The organism is Acuticoccus yangtzensis (assembly GCF_001927245.1).
GTDB lineage: Bacteria > Pseudomonadota > Alphaproteobacteria > Rhizobiales > Amorphaceae > Acuticoccus > Acuticoccus yangtzensis.
In genome coordinates this window covers 1-16,904 of the sequence record NZ_MJUX01000016.1, presented here as the reverse complement: position 1 = coordinate 16,904, position 16,904 = coordinate 1, and the positions used below count along the sequence as shown (strand labels likewise).

The 16,904-nt window shown below is 71.1% G+C and carries 10 protein-coding genes; 9 read left to right on the top strand and 1 reads right to left on the bottom strand.

Annotation, left to right across the window (positions count from 1 at the left end; all coding sequences use genetic code 11):
- Positions 1-234 precede the first annotated feature (234 nt).
- The 8 genes from BIX52_RS21890 to BIX52_RS21855 all read left to right on the top strand — a co-directional run bounded on the left by BIX52_RS21890 (position 235) and on the right by BIX52_RS21855 (position 13,945).
- Complete coding sequence (locus BIX52_RS21890) at positions 235-2,670, top strand: 6-hydroxymethylpterin diphosphokinase MptE-like protein (RefSeq protein WP_075223239.1); 2,436 nt, start codon at positions 235-237, stop codon at positions 2,668-2,670.
- Between the two features lie 13 nt (positions 2,671-2,683).
- On the top strand, positions 2,684-4,942 hold the full coding sequence (locus BIX52_RS21885) for a hypothetical protein (protein ID WP_075223238.1): 2,259 nt from the start codon (positions 2,684-2,686) through the stop codon (positions 4,940-4,942).
- Between the two features lie 461 nt (positions 4,943-5,403).
- The gene (gene rfbB, locus BIX52_RS21880; RefSeq protein ID WP_075223237.1) at positions 5,404-6,462 is read left to right on the top strand and encodes a dTDP-glucose 4,6-dehydratase; all 1,059 of its coding nucleotides are present in this window, start codon (positions 5,404-5,406) and stop codon (positions 6,460-6,462) included.
- A gap of 8 nt (positions 6,463-6,470) precedes the next feature.
- Positions 6,471-9,353, top strand: a complete 2,883-nt coding sequence (locus BIX52_RS21875; protein ID WP_075223236.1) for a rhamnan synthesis F family protein — start codon at positions 6,471-6,473, stop codon at positions 9,351-9,353.
- 9 nt (positions 9,354-9,362) lie between these two features.
- Positions 9,363-10,601, top strand: a complete 1,239-nt coding sequence (locus BIX52_RS23560; RefSeq protein WP_075223235.1) for a hypothetical protein — start codon at positions 9,363-9,365, stop codon at positions 10,599-10,601.
- Positions 10,598-11,839: an NAD-dependent epimerase/dehydratase family protein gene (locus BIX52_RS21865; RefSeq protein ID WP_139312851.1), complete on the top strand. Its 1,242-nt coding sequence runs from the start codon at positions 10,598-10,600 to the stop codon at positions 11,837-11,839. The genes BIX52_RS23560 and BIX52_RS21865 overlap by 4 nt, the downstream gene beginning before the upstream one ends.
- A 329-nt stretch (positions 11,840-12,168) precedes the next feature.
- Positions 12,169-13,026 carry a calcium-binding protein gene (locus tag BIX52_RS21860; RefSeq protein WP_075223233.1) on the top strand — a complete coding sequence of 286 codons (858 nt, stop codon included), beginning with the start codon at positions 12,169-12,171 and terminating at the stop codon, positions 13,024-13,026.
- A 127-nt stretch (positions 13,027-13,153) separates the two neighbouring features.
- The gene (locus BIX52_RS21855) at positions 13,154-13,945 is read left to right on the top strand and encodes a cyclase family protein (protein WP_075223232.1); all 792 of its coding nucleotides are present in this window, start codon (positions 13,154-13,156) and stop codon (positions 13,943-13,945) included.
- Between the two features lie 40 nt (positions 13,946-13,985).
- On the opposite strand, the gene BIX52_RS21850 is transcribed toward BIX52_RS21855, so the two are convergent.
- Positions 13,986-14,888 (bottom strand): EamA family transporter, encoded by a 903-nt coding sequence (locus tag BIX52_RS21850; protein ID WP_075223231.1) that lies wholly within the window; start codon positions 14,886-14,888, stop codon positions 13,986-13,988.
- A 1,127-nt stretch (positions 14,889-16,015) separates the two neighbouring features.
- Between BIX52_RS21850 and BIX52_RS21845 the strand changes: the two genes are divergently transcribed.
- Positions 16,016-16,756, top strand: a complete 741-nt coding sequence (locus BIX52_RS21845; protein WP_075223230.1) for a ZIP family metal transporter — start codon at positions 16,016-16,018, stop codon at positions 16,754-16,756.
- The last annotated feature ends 148 nt before the right edge of the window (positions 16,757-16,904 follow it).

The window sequence follows — 16,904 nt, the reverse complement described above, 5'->3', positions numbered from 1 at the left end:
CCGCAGTCGGCAGCCTCGCCTCGAGAAGCGTGAAGCGCGGTAGGCACACGAAGACCACTCACGCAGGCGGGGGCGGTCGGCCGCGCTCGAACGTCAGGAAGGCGGCCGGGCAGAAAAACGCCCGGCGACCCTGCGCTTTCGGTTAGGGTAAATCAGCCTTTATGTCGGCCGGCTTGTCTTAAAGGCGCGATCCTGCAATCCCATCGCACAGAGTTTCCACCTTTGGGATGTGTCATGAGCCACCAGATCGCCACCTACGCCCGTCTGATCGGCCTCGACCTCTCCCGCGCCTCCGACAGCGAACTCCAAACCCTCTACGAAGAAGCCCTCACCCTGCTGCCGATGACCGCGCCGATCTATATCGGCACCGAAAAACTCTCCCTCAGAGAACGCATCGCCGGCACACTCAAGACCTTCGAAATCTGCCAGTGGCGCCTCAACCGCACCTACCGGCCCCGCCTCCGCGCCCTGCGCGACATGTTCCGCGGCCGCAAACGCTGCTTCGTCATCGGCAACGGCCCCAGCCTCAACCGCACCGACCTCGCCATGCTGAAGAACGAAGTCACCTTCGCGGTGAACTCCTTCTTCCTCAAATCCGCCGACCTCGACTGGCTGCCCACCTTCTTCGTCGTCGAAGACCACCTCGTCGCCGAAGACCGCGCCGCCTGGATCCACGCCCTCAAAGGCCCCACCAAACTCTTCCCGACCTACCTCGGCTACTGCCTCGACGAAGCCCCGGACACGATCTTCTTCAACCACCGGCCGCGCGTCTCCTATCCGCAAGGGTTCGACTTCTCCACCGACGCCGCCGACATCACCTATACCGGCTGCACCGTCACCTTCACCGTGCTGCAGCTCGCCCATTATCTCGGCTTCGAGACCATCCACCTCCTCGGCGTCGACGCCGACTATGTGCTGCCCAAGGACGTCGCCGAGACGAGCCGCTACGGCGTCGGCGTCCTCGACATGAAGTCCAACGATCCCAACCACTTCCACCCCGATTATTTCGGCAAGGGATTCCGCTGGCACGACCCCCAGGTCGACAAGATGGTCGAAGCCTACCAGGAGGCCGAAAAGGTCACCCGCGCCATGGGCCGGCCCATCGTCAATTCCGGCGTCGGCGGCAAACTCTCCGTGTTCGAGCGCGTCCCCTTCGGCGACGTCTTCCCCGCCGCCCGCAGCCCCGAGGCCGTCGAAGAGGCCAATCTCAAAGCCCAAGGCGCCAAGGAGGCGCGCGCCGCCGGCGGAACCGGTAACGGCGCGACGGGGCAGGGCGCGAAAGGGCAGGGCGCAACGGGGCAGGGGATGATCACCCCCAAAGCCCTCACCGCCCTCTGCCGCGAACGCCTCGCCCGCGAAGGCCGCGCCGGACGCGCCCTCGGCCCCGGCTGGGGCGGCGCCGTCCATGCCGGCTTCCCGCGCGTCCTCCTGGTGGACTTCACCCCCGTCGGCGGCGGATCGGCCACCGGCGAGATCAAGGACGCCCTCATCGGCCATTGGCCGCGCTCCGAGCTCATGGAAATCTCCGCCCTCGGCGAAGCCCTCACCGCCAAGGGCGGCGCCCTCGCCGCACCCCTCGTCTCGCCGCGCGACCGCCGCGCCGACCGCATCCTGTCCGCCGCCACCGCCTTCGCCCCCGACGTCGTCCTCTACCGCCCCGTCGCCGAACGCCCGGACCTCCACCGCCTCCTCGCCGAAATCCTCATGCTGCACCCCGTCCCCGTCCTCACCTCCTTCATGGACGACTGGATGCTGCGCCTCTTCGGCGCCCACAAAGGCGGCTTCGAGGCTTTCGACCACGGCATCCGCATCCTCCTGGAGGACGCCCTTTTCTGCCTCGCCATCTCGGACCCCATGGCCGACCTCCTCGAAGCACGCTACGGCCTGCCCGCACGCGCCATCGCCAACGGCATCGAGCCCGCCGCCTTCGCCGCCGTGCGCGACGCCGCCGCCGAGCTGAAGGCCGGTCGCGGCGGCCTCAAGGTGCGCTATGCCGGCGGCCTCGCCGGCGACATGGGCCTCGCGAGCCTTCTCGCGCTCGCCGAAGCGGTCCAAAGTCTCGCCGGAACGAGCGGGGGGGAAGGCGCCACGCTCGAAATCAAGACCAGCCCCCACGGGCTGAAGCAGGCGGGCGAATCCTTCGCCGCCTTCCCCGCCACCACCGTCTTCGCCGAGGAGATGAGCCGCGCCGATTACCAGGCCTGGCTGGCGGAGGCCGACATCACCGTCATCGCCTACAACTTCGACGCCGCATCGCTCGCCTATGTGCGCCATTCGCTGGCCAACAAGCTGCCCGAATGCCTCGCCTCGGGTGCCGCCCTCCTCGCCATCGGCCCTGAGGACTGCGCCACCATGATGCGCCTCGCCGAGGCGGATGCCGGCGTGCGCGTCACCGAAGAGGGCACCGCCCCCATCGCCGCGGCGCTGACGGGGCTGATGGACCCGGCCGCCCGCGCCGCCCTCGTCGCCCGCCAGGTCACCGTCGCCGAAACCGAGTTCGCCCTCCTGCCGCGGCGCGAGGCGCTGCGCCGCGCCCTCGCCGAGACCGCCGCCATGCCCGTCGATCCCGACATGCCGCACCGCCTCGCCGGCGCGGCCATCGCCGCCGCGGGACGCTGGCGGAACATGCCCGCCGCCGCCCCCGCCTTCCTCCCCGCCTTCGCCGGTTGAGGCCGTTCTGACTGTGCCGATCTTCGAGTCCATCCATATCGTCCGCCACGGCCCGCACGGGACCGCCGCCAGCATCGCCAGCCGCGCTCTGGTGGATCCCGCCCGGCCGGGCCTCGCCATGCTCTCGGCCGCCCGCGCCGTGGAGCTGGCCCGCGCCTTCGCCGCATCCGTCGTCCCGCCGGCCGAGGCGGCGCACCACTGGGTCGTCTTCTGTGCCCTCGACCGGCCGGCCGATGACGAGACGCTGGCGCGCCTCTGCGCCGGAGACGGCGCAGGAACGAACATGAGCGCCGGACACGGCGCAGGAACGGACACGAGCGCCGGACCCGGTGCGGGAACGGACATGAGCGCAGACCTCCTCGTCGATGCGGCGGGCCTCGATGAGACCGCCCTCGCCTCGGGCCTCGCCGCCGCGATGGAGGCCGGTGCCGCGCCGCTCCCCTGCGTCGCCGTCCGCCTCGACGCGTTGGACGCTGCTCCCGCCAGCGAGGACCCGGTGGGGGCTCCCCTCGGCGCCCACCTCGCCGCCGGGTGGATCGCCGCAGGCCGTCCCGTCCGCCTCGTCCCCGCCACCGCGGCGCAAGACGGGGAAACCCAGACCCTTGCCGGACGAGACGGGCTGGAAGGCGCCGCCCTCGCACTGCGCGGCGCCGCCGGTCATGTTCCCCTCACCCTCCTGCAGCGCCTCGGCCGCCTCACCGGCGACACCGGCCTCAAAGCCCTGCGCGCCCGCCACGCCCGGCTGAACGGCGACGTCCTCGCCGCCATCGCCGCCGGCCCCGCGGCGGACGTCCATGCCGCCGATCCCACGGTGGCGGATTCTCGCGCCGCCAGCCCCGCGGCGGCAGACTCTCGTGAGGCCGCCGGTCCCGCGGCGGCGGACTTCCGCGCCGCCGGCCTCGCCCTCACCCGTCCCGTGCGCAAGGCGGACAGCCCCGCCCCCTGGGCCGAAGAGGTCTTCTCAACAGAGCTCGGCCGCTACGGCGTCGAACGCGCCTGGGTCGGCGCCCAGATCGCCCGCTCCCGCCGCATCTTCAAAACCCTCGCCGAGACCCGCACCCGCGAAACCTGCCTCATCGTCGGCAACGGCGCCTCCCTCGGGGACGCCGACCCCGCCCTCTTCGCGAACCACGACGTCATCATCTCCAACTTCGCCTTCAACTCGCCCCTCCTGGCGCGCCACGCGAAGATCCTCACCGTCACCAACGCCCTCGTCGCCGAGCAGGGCGCCGCCGGTTTCAACACCTCGCCCGTCCCCGTGAAGGTCGCCCCCATGTGGCTCGCCCGCACCCTCCACGAGGACGCCGGATTCGCCTTCGTCAACGCCACCGGCGAAACCGCCTTCTTCGCCACCGACCCGGCGGAAAAGATCTCCTGGTCCTCCACCGTCTCCTTCTTCAACCTGCAGCTCGCCTTCGCCCTCGGCTATCGCCGCGCGCTGCTGGTCGGCTTCGACCACTCCTACGTGCAGCCCGCCGAAAGCCGGCTCGGCGATGTGCTCGACCAGGACGAGGACGACCCCAACCACTTCGATCCGCTCTACTTCAAGAAGCGCCGCTGGCAGGCCGCCGACACCGCCGCCATGGAAGAGGTCTACCGCCTCGCCAGAGCCGCCTTCGAGGCCGACGCGCGCGACGTCCTCAACCTCTCCCCCGCCTCCAAGCTCGACGTGTTCGACCGGCACGATCCGGCCGAGCCCCTGCCGCCTCTGCGCTCCGCCAGCCACGCCCGCACCCTCACCCCCGCCGCGGGATTCGCCGCCGCCGACGAGGAGGACGAAGCCGCCCTCGAAGCGCGCGAAGCCCTCGCCGCCACCGGCTTCGCCTGCCTCTCCGCCAAGATCAGCGAAAACCTCGACACCGGCGACTACAAGCACATCGTCTGCGCCCTCGAGAGCGTCACCGCCAAGCGCCGCGCCTGGAACTACATCTACTTCAAGCTTCAGAACTTTAAGGGCGAAACCTATCTGGAGCTGCGCCAGGGCGACTTCGTGCCCTCAGGCTTCACCCCCTGGCCGATCCCCGACGCCGACACCTGGGGCGCCTTCCTGCGCGTCCCCCTCGACACCCCCGAGCGCGCCGCCAAATCGCTGGACCACTTCGCCGGCGGCCTCGGCACCGAGGATCGCGAGGCCTTCGCCCGCCTCGTCGAGGCCATCCCCGACCTCGTCCGCGCCGCGCTCGATGCCGAAGACGGCGCCGATACCGCCATCTGGGCCCCCGGCCTCGCCGCCCTCGAGGCGTCCCGCCACGTGGAGGTCGAGGCGGAGTAGGGGCCGTGCCGCTTCGGCCGCGCCATGCCGGGGCGAGAGGCTGCTGCGCCGTGCCGCTTCGGCCATGCCGTGCCGGGACGAGAGGCCGTTGCGCCGTGCCGCTTCGGCCGCGCCATGGCAAGGCGGGAGGCTGCTGCGAGGGCGTTCCCCCTCGCGCTCCCACTGAAGTCGGCTGTTGCCGACTTCAGCATCCATGATGCCCAACTGCGCAACAGCGCAGTTGGGTCTCGCCAGCGGGCAGGCGTTCAGGATGAGAGTGCGAAGAGCACTCTCCCCTGAACACCTTGGACCAGCGTCTGTCGGGTCGAGGCCGCGTCAAGGGTAAAGGCTTCGCCCGCGCTGCGCGCGCCCTTGACCCAACCTCGACCCGACTCGCCTAGACCCGACGCGCCCCACCCGGTCCTTGACGCTGACGTTGCCGCTCTGTTGATGAACTTCTCGAACAGGAAAAGACTTTCGCGATGAAGATCCTCGTCACCGGCGGCGCCGGGTTCATCGGCTCCGCCGTCTGCCGCCACCTGATCGCCAATACGGGTCACAGCGTCGTCAACCTCGACAAGCTGACCTACGCCGCCAACCTCTCCTCCCTCGCCATGATCGCGGACGACCCGCGCTACACCTTCGTCCAAGGCGACATCTGCGACCGGGCGCTGGTGGCCGACCTCCTGCGCCGGCACGAGGTGGACGCGATCATGCACCTCGCCGCCGAAAGCCACGTCGACCGCTCCATCGACGGCCCCGGCGACTTCATCCGCACCAACGTCACCGGCACGTTCGAGCTCTTGGAAGCCGCCCGCGGCCACTGGGACACCCTGCCCGGCGCCAAGAAGGACGCCTTCCGCTTCCACCACATCTCCACCGACGAGGTGTTCGGCGACCTCCCGATGGACGACACCCTCTTCACCGAGGACACGCCCTACGCCCCGTCATCGCCCTACTCGGCCTCCAAGGCGTCCTCCGACCATCTCGTCATGGCCTGGCACCGGACCTATGGCCTGCCCATCGTCCTCTCCAACTGCTCCAACAATTACGGGCCTTTCCACTTCCCCGAAAAGCTCATCCCGCTGATGATCCTCAACGCCCTCCACGGCGAGCCGCTGCCGGTCTACGGCCGCGGCGAGAACGTGCGCGACTGGCTCTATGTCGACGATCACGCCCGCGCTTTGGAGACGATCGTCACCCAAGGCGCGGTCGGCCGCTCCTACAATGTCGGCGGGCGCAACGAGCGCACCAACATCGACGTCGTCCACGCCATCTGCGACACCATCGACCGGCTCGCCCCCGCGGACCGCCCCCGGCGCGACTTGATCACCTACGTCACCGACCGGCCCGGCCACGACATGCGCTACGCCATCGACGCCACGCGCCTGGAAACCGAGCTCGGCTGGCGCGCGCAGGAAAACTTCGAGTCCGGACTCGAAAAGACCGCCCGCTGGTACCTCGCCAACGAAGCCTGGTGGCGGCCGATCCGCGAGCGCCGCTATGCCGGCGAGCGCCTCGGCGTGAAGAAGGCCGGTTGAGGCCCGCCATGAACGGGGATGAAAGGGAAAGCGGAGGCGACGGCGGCGCGCGTCTCGATGCCGTCTGGGCCGAGTTCGCCGGCCCGCGCCTCGCCCGCCGCCCCGACTTCCGCTTCGACCCCGACTTCTACGCCAACCGCAACCCCGATGCCGCCGGCCTCGCCCCGCACGAGCGCGCCCGCCATTTTGCGCAGATCGGCGCCGCCGAGGGCCGCGCCCCGACGCTCTACGAGGAGACCCGGCGCGAGACCCCCGGCCTCGACACGCTGCTGACCCGTCTCGCCCGCGACCCGCGCCTGAAGGAGGCCGTCGCCGCCGGAACGCCGGACGCCCTCGCCCTCGTCTTCGAGCTGGCCGCCCTCGGCGACCCCGTCGACAAGACCGTCGCCGACTTCTCCGTCACCCACTACCGCGTCGTCTCGTCCGACCTGCCGAACGCTTCGGACATCGCCCTCTTCCTGCACTACATGAAGTATGGGCACCGCGAGGGGCGCCCCGCCCTCGTGGACCTGCGCCGCAACATCCTCCCCGGCGCCCGCGTCTTCGACCCCGCCCGTCCCACCGTCGTCGTCGCCACCCACGAATTCTCGTCCACCGGCGCGCCTCTGGTGGCGCTCGACCTCGCCGCGCGCGCCGCGGACACCTCGAACGTCGTCGTCATGGGCCTGCGCCGTGCGGGCGGCGCGCTGGTGGACCGCTTCGCCGAACACGCCGTCATGGTGGCGATCACCGATCGGCCCGCCGAGGAGTGGGACTTCTTCGCCCCCGGCAGCCCGCTGGAGCACGCCAAGGTCGCCGTGCTGAACTCGGTCGAGTGTCACCCCTTCATCAAGGCGCTGGTCGCCAAGGGGCTGCCCTTCCACTCCTACGTGCATGAATTCACGGACTATTCGCTTCCCGCTTACAAGTGCGTGATCACCGCCCTCCACGCCGAGCGGATCCTCTTTTCGTCAGAGACCGTGCGCCGCTCCTGGGACGGCATCCTCACCGACGCCGGCTTCGACCAGGACCGCGACAGCGCCATCGTCCCCCAGGCCGCCCTCGTCGCCGGCAGCGTCCCGGCGGCCGATTATCATGCCGCGCGGCGCACCCTGTCGCGCCTCCTGGGGTGCGATCTCGGTGATCGCAAGGTGGTCTACGGCGCGGGACAGGTGCATTGGCGCAAGGGCACCGACATCTTCGCCATGGCCGCCGCGCAGGGCCGCCGCACCAACCCGGACACGCTGTTCGTGTGGATCGGCGACGGCCTCGACCACGAGGACTTCCACATCGGCGTCTGGATGGAGAAGCACCTGGCGGCCGGCCGGGTGAACACGCCGGACGGCAACCTCTTCTTCCTCCCCGCCGGGCCTTATTATGCGGACGTGTGCCGCGCGGCGGACGTCCTCTTCCTCACCTCCCGGCTCGATCCGCTCCCCAACGTCGTCTTCGACGCGGCGAAGTACGGCGCCGCCACGCTGCTGTTCGAGGAGGCGTCAGGGTTCGACGACGACGCCTACCGCGCCGAGCCGTTGCTGCGGCGCGTTCCCTTCGGCGACCTCGCCGCCGCCGCGGACGCCATCGCCGCCATTCCCGCCAAAACCGGGGCGGACGGCGTCTTCGCCGTGCGCCCCTCCCTTCCCGCGGAGACCGGGGCGGACGGCGTCTTCGCCGTGCGCCCCTCCCTTCCCGCGGAGACCGGGGCGGACGGCACCTTCGCCGTGCGCCCCGACGGCGACCTTGCCGGCCTCCGGAGCGCGGCCCAGCACGGCGCGGCCGAGAGTGCGGGCGGGGAGGGCGGCCCGGTCTGGGACCGCATCGCCGCGGGGTTCGCTTCTGCGGACGACGACGAGCCGGACGACGGTGAGGCGGATGACGGTGAGGCAGGCGACGGCGAAGCGAGCGGGCACGAGGCGGAAGGGCACGAAGACGGGGGAGGGGCCTACGATGTCGGCATCCTCTTCGGCCCGGCCGACGATCCGGCCCTGAAGGCGCGCGAGAGGACGGCCATCTGGCGCCGCGGCCGCCGCGCCGTCTGGCGGGACAGGGCCGAAGCCGAAGCCACCCTCGCCGCCTCGGACAACTGGGTCCACAGGACGCTGCGCCTCGCCCCTTATGGCGAGGCCGACCCCGCCCGCGCACCCGCCTTCAACCTCCACGTCCACGCTTTCTATCCGGACGATTTCGCCGCCGACCTCACCCGCTATGCCGCGCTGCGCCGGGCGGCCCGGCTCGTCGCCACCACCGACACCGCCGAGAAGGCCGCCCTCCTCACCGCGGCGGGCGAGGCGGCGGGCGTCGCCGTGGAGACGCGCATCGTCCCCAACCGCGGGCGCGACATCCTCCCCTTCCTCTCCCTCTTCGACGATCCCGTCTTCGCGGGAGGGGAGACGCACGGGGGAGACGCCACCCAAGGGGCAGGAGACGAGGAGATCTGGGGTCATGTCCACCTGAAGAAGTCGCTCGGCCTCGGCCCGAACTCGCCCGGCGCGGCGTGGCGCACCTTCCTGATGGACATCCTGCTCGGCGGGCCGGACCGGTTGTCCGCCGCGCTCCTTTATGCCGCCCTGCCCCATGTCGGCCTCGTCACCGCCTTCGATCCCTTCATCATGGGCTGGACCGGATCGCGCCGCCTTCTGCCCCCGCTGCAGGCGCGGCTCGACCGGACCCATCCCGGCCATCCCCTGCCGGACCACCCTCTGCTCTTTCCCGTCGGCAACATGTTCTTCGCCAAGGCCGGGACGGTGCGGGCGATGCGCGGCCTCTTCCCGCCGGATTCGCCCTGGCCGGGCGAGCCGCTTCCCGGCGACGGCACCGTCTTCCACCTCATCGAGCGGCTGTGGCCGGCCGCCGCCGCGCTCTCGGGGCGCGACTGCGTGTTCATCGACAAGCCCGGCACGCGGCGGGTCTAGGAGGCGGCGATGGAGTTCGAGCTCATCCTTCACGCCGGCATGGGCAAGACCGGCACCACCTCGCTGCAGCGCGCCCTCGCCGCGGCCGAGGCGGCCGGGAACGGGGAGGGCGGTCTTTCCGCGCAGAAGGCGCATTATCTCGGCATGTGGTTCGACCGGCTGGGCGAGGACTATGCGCGCTATCCCGGCCTGATGGCGCTCGCCAAGGCCGACGCTGAAACGCAGCGCAGCCTCGCCGAACGCTTCGCGGGCAGCCTCGCCGAGAGCGCCGCCGCGGACGGCACGCGCACCTTCGTCCTCTCCAACGAATCCCTGTTCGAGCGGGGCCGCGTCCTCGCCCCCTTCCTCGGCCGGCTCGCCGAGGCGGTGCCGGTGAAGGCCGTCGTCTATCTGCGCCCGCCGCGCGACTGGCTGCCGTCGGCCTTCGCCCAGTGGGGCGTCTACCACAAGACCCAGAACGGGCCGGTGCCGGAGTTCGCGGACCTCGCCCCGCGGCTGCTGCGCCACTACCGGGCGATCACCCTGTGGCACGAGATCTTCGGCGACCGACTCGCCGCGCGCCTGTTCGGCAGGGACATCGACATCGTCGCCGATTTCGCGGCGGTGGCGGGGCTGACCCTCTGCGGCTCCGAAGTGCGCCACCAGGCCCGGCCCGATCCGGTGGAGATGCTGCTGCGCGGCCTCTTCAACGACCGCTTCGGCGGCCCGGTTCTCCCCGGCCGCTTCAACGCGGCGGTGCTGGAGGGGGCGCGCCTTCCCGCCCCGCGGGCCGCCGCCATGGCCGCACGCATTGCCACCACCGACGGCATCGAGGCGATGATCGCCACCGAGGCCGAGACCTTCGCCTTCATCGAGACGGTGCTGGGCCTCGACATGACCGGCGGGGCCGCGGCGGACGGAGTGGCGGCCGGATCAGCCGTGCCGGCCGGGGAGGGCGAGGGCGCAGGCGCGGAGAAGGCAAGTGCGGGCAGGGACGGGCCGGACAGGGACGGTGCGGACAGGGAGGGTGCGGGCAGGGAGGGTGCGGGCAGGGAGGGTGCGGGCAGGGAGGGTGCGGGCAGGGAGAGTGCGGGTGAGCCTGTGCTTGATCCCGCATTGCAGGCCCGGCTCATCGACGCCCTCACCGAATTGACGCTCGCCCAGGCCACACGCATCGCCCGCCTGGAAACCGCCGTCGCAGCCCTCGAGGCCGCCGCCGCGCCCAAAGACGGCGGGAAGAGCGCGAACGAGGGCAAGGAACCGGCATGACCCAGAAGCCCCCCGCCTCCCAACCTCCTGCCCCTCAACCTTCCACACGCGGACCTTCCACCCCGGAGCCCTCCACACGCGGACCTTCCACCCTGGAGCCCTCCACCTCCGAGTCCGGCGCCTCCACCGGCAACCCCACTGGCGCCCCACCCGGCACCCCGGTCGCCGCCCCCCGCATCTTCGTGCTGGGCGGCACCGGCTTCGTCGGCCAGGCCATGCTGCGCCGCCTCGTGGCGGATGCCCGGATAGGACACGCCGAGGCAGGGCAAGCCGGGGCAGGACAAGCCGGGGCAGAACAAACGGAAGCAGCACGGGCCGGGGCAGCACGGGACGGGGAAAGGCGGGCCGCCGAAGACGCACCCGGCATCGGCTGGGCCGCACGCATCGACAGCGCCCCCGCCGTCACCATCCCCGGCCTCGCCCCGCCCCTCCTCATCGACGATCTCGAAGCCCTCGACCTCGAGGCGGTGCTCGCCGCCGACATCGTCATCGACTTCGTCTCGCGCGGGCGCGGGCGCCTCGCCACCCGGCGCGACATCCTCGGCCGCATCCGCGCCCACGCCCGGCTGATCGACGAGCTCGCCAACCGCGCCTGGTCCGGCCACTACATCTACCTGTCCTCCGGCGGCACCATCTACGGCGTCGACCCGCCGCCGGTGTGCGTCGAGACGATGCCCGTCGCCCCGTTCAGCGACTACGCGCTGGAGAAGGCCTTCATCGAGATGCACCTGACCTCGGTCGCCGGCAGCGGATCGGCCGGGCGGGGGAGCCGCGAGGGGATGGCGCTCTCCATCCTGCGCGTCGCCAACGCCTACGGTGAGGGGCAGACCGCGCGGCCCGGATTCGGCGTCATCCCGGCCATGGTGGCCGCCTTCAAGGGCGGCGCCCCCTTCAAGCTCTACGGCGACGGGACCAGCCGGCGCGATTATGTCCACGTCGACGACATCGTGGAGGCGATCCTGGCCGCGATGAAGACGGCGCGCACGGGGGAGGGCGCCGGGGCGGGGACGGTGAACATCGGGTCCGGCGTCGGCACCTCGGTGCGTGAGCTGGTCGCGCTGGCCGAGCGGATCGCCGGGCGGCGCCTGCCGATGGAGACGGTGGAGATGTTCGCCGCGGAACCCGCCTCCGTGGTGCTGGACGCGCAGCGCGCCCGCGAGCGGCTCGGTTGGTCCGCCCGCATCGGCATCGCGGAGGGCCTCGCCCGCGTTCTCGCCCACCACGGTCTCACCGGCTGAGAGGGTCTCGCCGGCTGAGGGGGGCCTCCGGACTCTCCAATGGTTAGGCTCCGGCAGGCCGGACCGTGAGCGCCTTCGCGGCACACCGCGCCATGAACGACCCGCGGCACACCGCGCCTTTGTCGACCCGCGGCAGGCCGCGCCTTGGACGACCCGGCCCTGGTCGCGCGAAACCCTCGCTTCAAGCCTCGCCCGTCACGCGATGCGGCCCGCGTCGCGGGGCAGCGGACAAAGCGTGATGGCCGTCACATCACAATTCCCATGGTCTCGCCACATTCAGGGAGCCGCAGGACGGCAGCACAACAAGACGAACAAGGGACGCCAGGGCCATGACCACCATCTTCAACGCTTACGTCGCTCAGTTCATCGGCTCCGCCGCGGCCGACACCGTCACCTTCAACGCCTACGTCCAGACCGCCTACGGCAACGCCGGCAACGACGCCTTCACCATCAACAACAGCGCCTATGAGATCGACATGGGCGCCGGCAACGACGCGCTGTTCGTCAACGGCGGCTCGGTCGGCACCATCGCCATGGGCGCGGGCAACGACGCTCTGTTCCTGAACGGCGGCGCCACCGCCAACACCGTCGACCTGGGTGCCGGCGTCAACACCCTGTTCGGCTCCAACGCCGGCTATATCGGCGCCATCATCGGCGGTGCGGATACCGACAACGTCACCATCGGCGGCGGCGCCGGAACCGTCGACCTGGGCGAAGGCGACAACCAGCTGTTCGCCCACGGCCATGTCGGCAGCGTCACCACCGGCGCCGGCATCGACAACATCAACCTGTACAACGGCGGCGGCACGGTCGACCTGGGCGCGGGCAACGACATCTTCTCCTCCGCCGGCTACGTCGACGCCGTCCACGGCGGGGCGGGCAACGATCAGTTCGCCATCTCCGGCGGCGGCAACATCTTCGGCGACGAGGGTGACGACACCTTCGACTTCGTCGACATGAACGCCGCCACCACCGTCATCGACGGCGGCGCGGGCATCGACACCGTCACCATCACCACCGACCGCTTCGACGACGCCCAGTTCGCCGCCGACATGGCGGGGTATGCCGAGAGCGGCACCGCCTTCCTGACGGACCACAATCTGTCGATCACCGACGTCGAGGTCATCAACGTCTACGAGAATGGCCAACTGGTCGAGACCTACGATTTCGGCGACATCTTCGCCTGATCCGCCCATCCGCATCCGTCCACCGGGCCGGTCCTTCGGGGCCGGCTTTCGCCGTGCCGCACACGCCGTATAAGCGGCATTATGGAACCCGGCCGATTCGGGGTCGGCCTCGAGAGGAAGACGCCCCATGCGCATCGTCGACATCTCCAACGCCCTCGAGGCCGGCATCGCGAGCGATCCGCCGATGATGCTGCCGAAGATCGACTATGTGCCGCACACCGCGGGCGCGGCGCAGATGGCGGCGGCCTTCCCCGGCCTCACCCCGGCCGATCTTCCCGGCGGCGAGGGCTGGGCGGTGGAGACCCTCACCGTCTCCACCCACAACGGCACCCATCTCGACGCGCCCTACCATCACCATTCCACCATGGACGGCGGGGCACGGGCGATCACCATCGACGAGGTGCCGCTCGAATGGTGCTTCGCCCCGGCGATCAAGCTGGACCTCAGGCACTATGACGACGGCCACGTCCTCAGTGCGGCGGAGATGAAGGCGGAGGTGGCCGCGATCGGCCACACGCTGCGCCCGCTCGACATCGTCCTCGTCAACACCGCGGCGGGGGCCAAATATGGCGGGCCGGACTATCTGGCGGCCGGCTGCGGTGTCGGACGGGAGGCGACGGAGTGGCTGACCGGCGAGGGCGTGCGCGTCACCGGCACCGACGCCTGGTCGTGGGACGCGCCTTTTTTGCACACCGCGCGGCGCTGGGCGGAAACGCGGGACCCGTCGATCATCTGGGAGGGGCACAGGGCGTCGATGACGCGGGGCTATTGCCACATGGAGAAGCTCGCCAATCTGGAGAGCCTTCCGGCGTCGGGCTTCAAGGTGGCGTGCTTCCCGTTCAAGATCAAAGGCGCCTCGGCCGGTTTTACGCGCGCGGTCGCGATCTTCGAGGACGAGGCGATTTTCGAGGACGACTGAGGGCCCTCCCCCGGCGCCCTCCCCCCGCCTTTTCCGCCGGTCAGCCGTGCCCGGCGATGAGCGCGGCCACCCCGGCGACGGCGAGGAGGATGCCGGCGATCTGGCGCGGCGTGGTGGTCTCGGCGAGGCGGCGGGAGACGGCCTGCGCGAACAGCACTTCGACAAGGCCGAGGGTGCGCACGTTGGCCGTCGACGTCAGCGCGAAGCCGATGAACCAAAGCTGCGAGGCGAGCGCCCCCATGGCGCCGGCGAAGACCGACTGGCGCCAGGCCTTCAGCGTGGCGGCGACGACGGCGCGGTCGGTGGCGAGGAGCCAGCCGCCGAGCATGACGCACTGCAGTGCCTGGGCCCAGACGAGGGTGGCGGAGGCGCGCACGACGGGTCCGCCTTCGCCGAGGGAGAGGATGCCGGCGCGAAACAGCACCGCGGCCCCGGCGAAGCAGGCGGCCGAGGCGAGGCCGAAGAGGGCGGGTTTGGCGAACAGCCCCTTGGCGAGTGCGGTGCCCTTCACCTGGGACATGAGCATGACGCCGACGGTGGCGGCGACGATGCCGGCGAGGCTGAGGGCGGAGAGGCGTTCGCCGAGCATGACGAAGCCGAACAGGGCGACCTGCACCGGCTCGGTCTTGGTGTAGGCGACGGTGATGGAGAATGTGGTGATGCGCATGGCGGCCAGCATCAGCGCGGTGGCGGCGATCTGGAGGGCCGATGCGATGGCGACGAGGGCCACATAGGAGAGGCTGGGGGTGGGCAGCGCGTCGCCCGTCGCCGTCACCGCGAGGGCGAGGAAGAGGACGGCGAAGGGCAGGCCGTAGAGGAACCGCACGAGGGTGGCGCCGAGCGTGCCGAGGGAGGCGGTGAGATGGCGCTGCATGGCGTTGCGGGCGGTCTGGGCCGCGGCGGCCCCGAGGGTGGCGAGCACCCAGAGGGGAACGAAGGTCATGGGGGATCTCGGTGGTGGGACCGTCCGCGGGTGGGCGGGATGGCCGGTGGAGGGATGTCCGGCGGGGTGTGGCCGCCCCGCAAGGGGGTCACCTTGCGCCGGCCTCCGCGCCGGGTAAAGGCATCCGCACCTTCTCACCCGGCGCGGTGTCCGCCGCTCTTGCCGCCCGCCACCCCGCCCCAGCTCACCGCGATCCCCCGCGGCCGCCGTGCCTGCGCCCGCCGTGTCCGCGCACGTCATGCCTGCGCTCGCCGAACGCCATGCCTGCACCCACCATGTCTGCGCCCGCCGTGTCCGCGACCGCCATCGCCGTGCCTGGCGTGTGTCTGTGATCGCTGCCTTGGGCCGCACTTCTGGGCGTGGCTCGCGCGGCTGCCCCGCGGGAGAGAAGCGGACATCACGGCTCTCCCGCGGATCGTCACAGGACTGCCGGAGTGGGTCCTCGTCCGCCCCGGCACCGCCATCCAAGGCCATCGGACCTGATGGGCCGAGCGGCCATCGCCGCCGGTGAACGCGCGCCAGCCTCGCCTGGGTGAGCGCATGTGGGGCGTCGGCGAGTTCGGCTTGGCCGAGGGTCAGGTGCGACCGGCCGGCGGTGCCAACTCATCGTCATTCTCGCCATGCTTGCGCTCGCCGGATTCACACCCGCCATGCCGCACCGTGTCTGAGGTCGCCCCCGCGGGCCGTACTTCTCGGCGGGGCATCGTGTTGCTCTCCTGCGGGAGAGGGACGGGCCGGATCGTCACCTGACTAGCGGGCCGGGCCTCGTGCGCACCGGCACCGCCATCCACGGCCATCGGGCCCGGTGGGCCGAGGCCATCGCCGCCGGTGAAGGCGCCCGGCCTCGCCTGTGAGGCCAAAGGTCTTCGTGCCGGCCCGACTGTTCTCGCTGTGGGGTGCGGTCTCCGGTCCGGTGCGACCGGTCGCCTGCCGCCAGCCGCCGTTCGTCCTGCCGCCGTCTGTCCGTTGGGACGGGATGCGCAATCGCCCCCCAATTGGTCCCCTGGCGCGGCCTTCCCTGCTCCACGGCTCTGCGTGACGTATCCGGGGCGAGTTGCGGGGACTTCGACGCTCGCCTTATGACATGAGAATTATTCCAATCCGCACGGCTCGGGCAGAGACCCTTCATGACGACCCTCAGCGCCACCACCGTCTTCGCGCTGGCCCTTCTCACCGCGGTCGCGACGGGGCTCGGGGCGCTGCCTTTTCTCGTCGTGCGCCATGTCACCCGGCGGCGGCTCGGCCAGGCGGATGCGTTGGCGGCGGGGCTGATGCTGGCGGCGAGCGCCGTCCTTCTCGTCGAGGGCTGGGAGGCGGGGCTCGGCCTCACCGGTCTCGGCGTTGCCGTGGGTGTGGTGGCGGTGCTGTTCGTCCAGCGCTTTCTGGCGGGGCGGGAGCATCTGCATGCCGGGGCGCTGTCGGGGGCGGATGCGCGGCGGGCCATCCTCATCGTCGGGGTGATGACGGCGCATTCCTTTGCCGAGGGGATCGGGGTGGGGGTCGCCTTCGGGGGCGGCGATGCGTTGGGGATCTTCGTCACCATCGCCATTGCGCTGCAGAATGTGCCGGAGGGGCTGGCGATCGCGCTGGTGCTGGTGCCGGCGGGGGTCGGGGTGTGGCAGGCGGCGGGATGGGCGGTGGTGTCGAGCCTGCCGCAGCCGATCTTCGCGGTGCCGGCCTTCATGGCGGTGGAGGCCTTTGCCCAGGCGCTGCCGTTCGGGCTGGGATTTGCCGCGGGGGCGATGGTGGCGATGGCTTTCGCCGACCTTTTGCCTGATGCGGTGCGTCAGTCCGGCTGGCGGGCGGCGGTGCCGGTGGCGGCGCTGGCGATGGCGCTCGGTCTTGGGATGAATGCGGTGCTGGGCTGAACGGCGAAGGCGCCGCCCACTGGGCGACGCCTTTCGTTCGAGCGGGAGGGCTCCGGCCTCAGTAGCAGACCTTCTCCTTGGTGACGACGTAGGCGCCGCGGCGGTTGGACCAGCGCTCGGTGCGCTCGATGTGGCAGCGGCGGCGGCT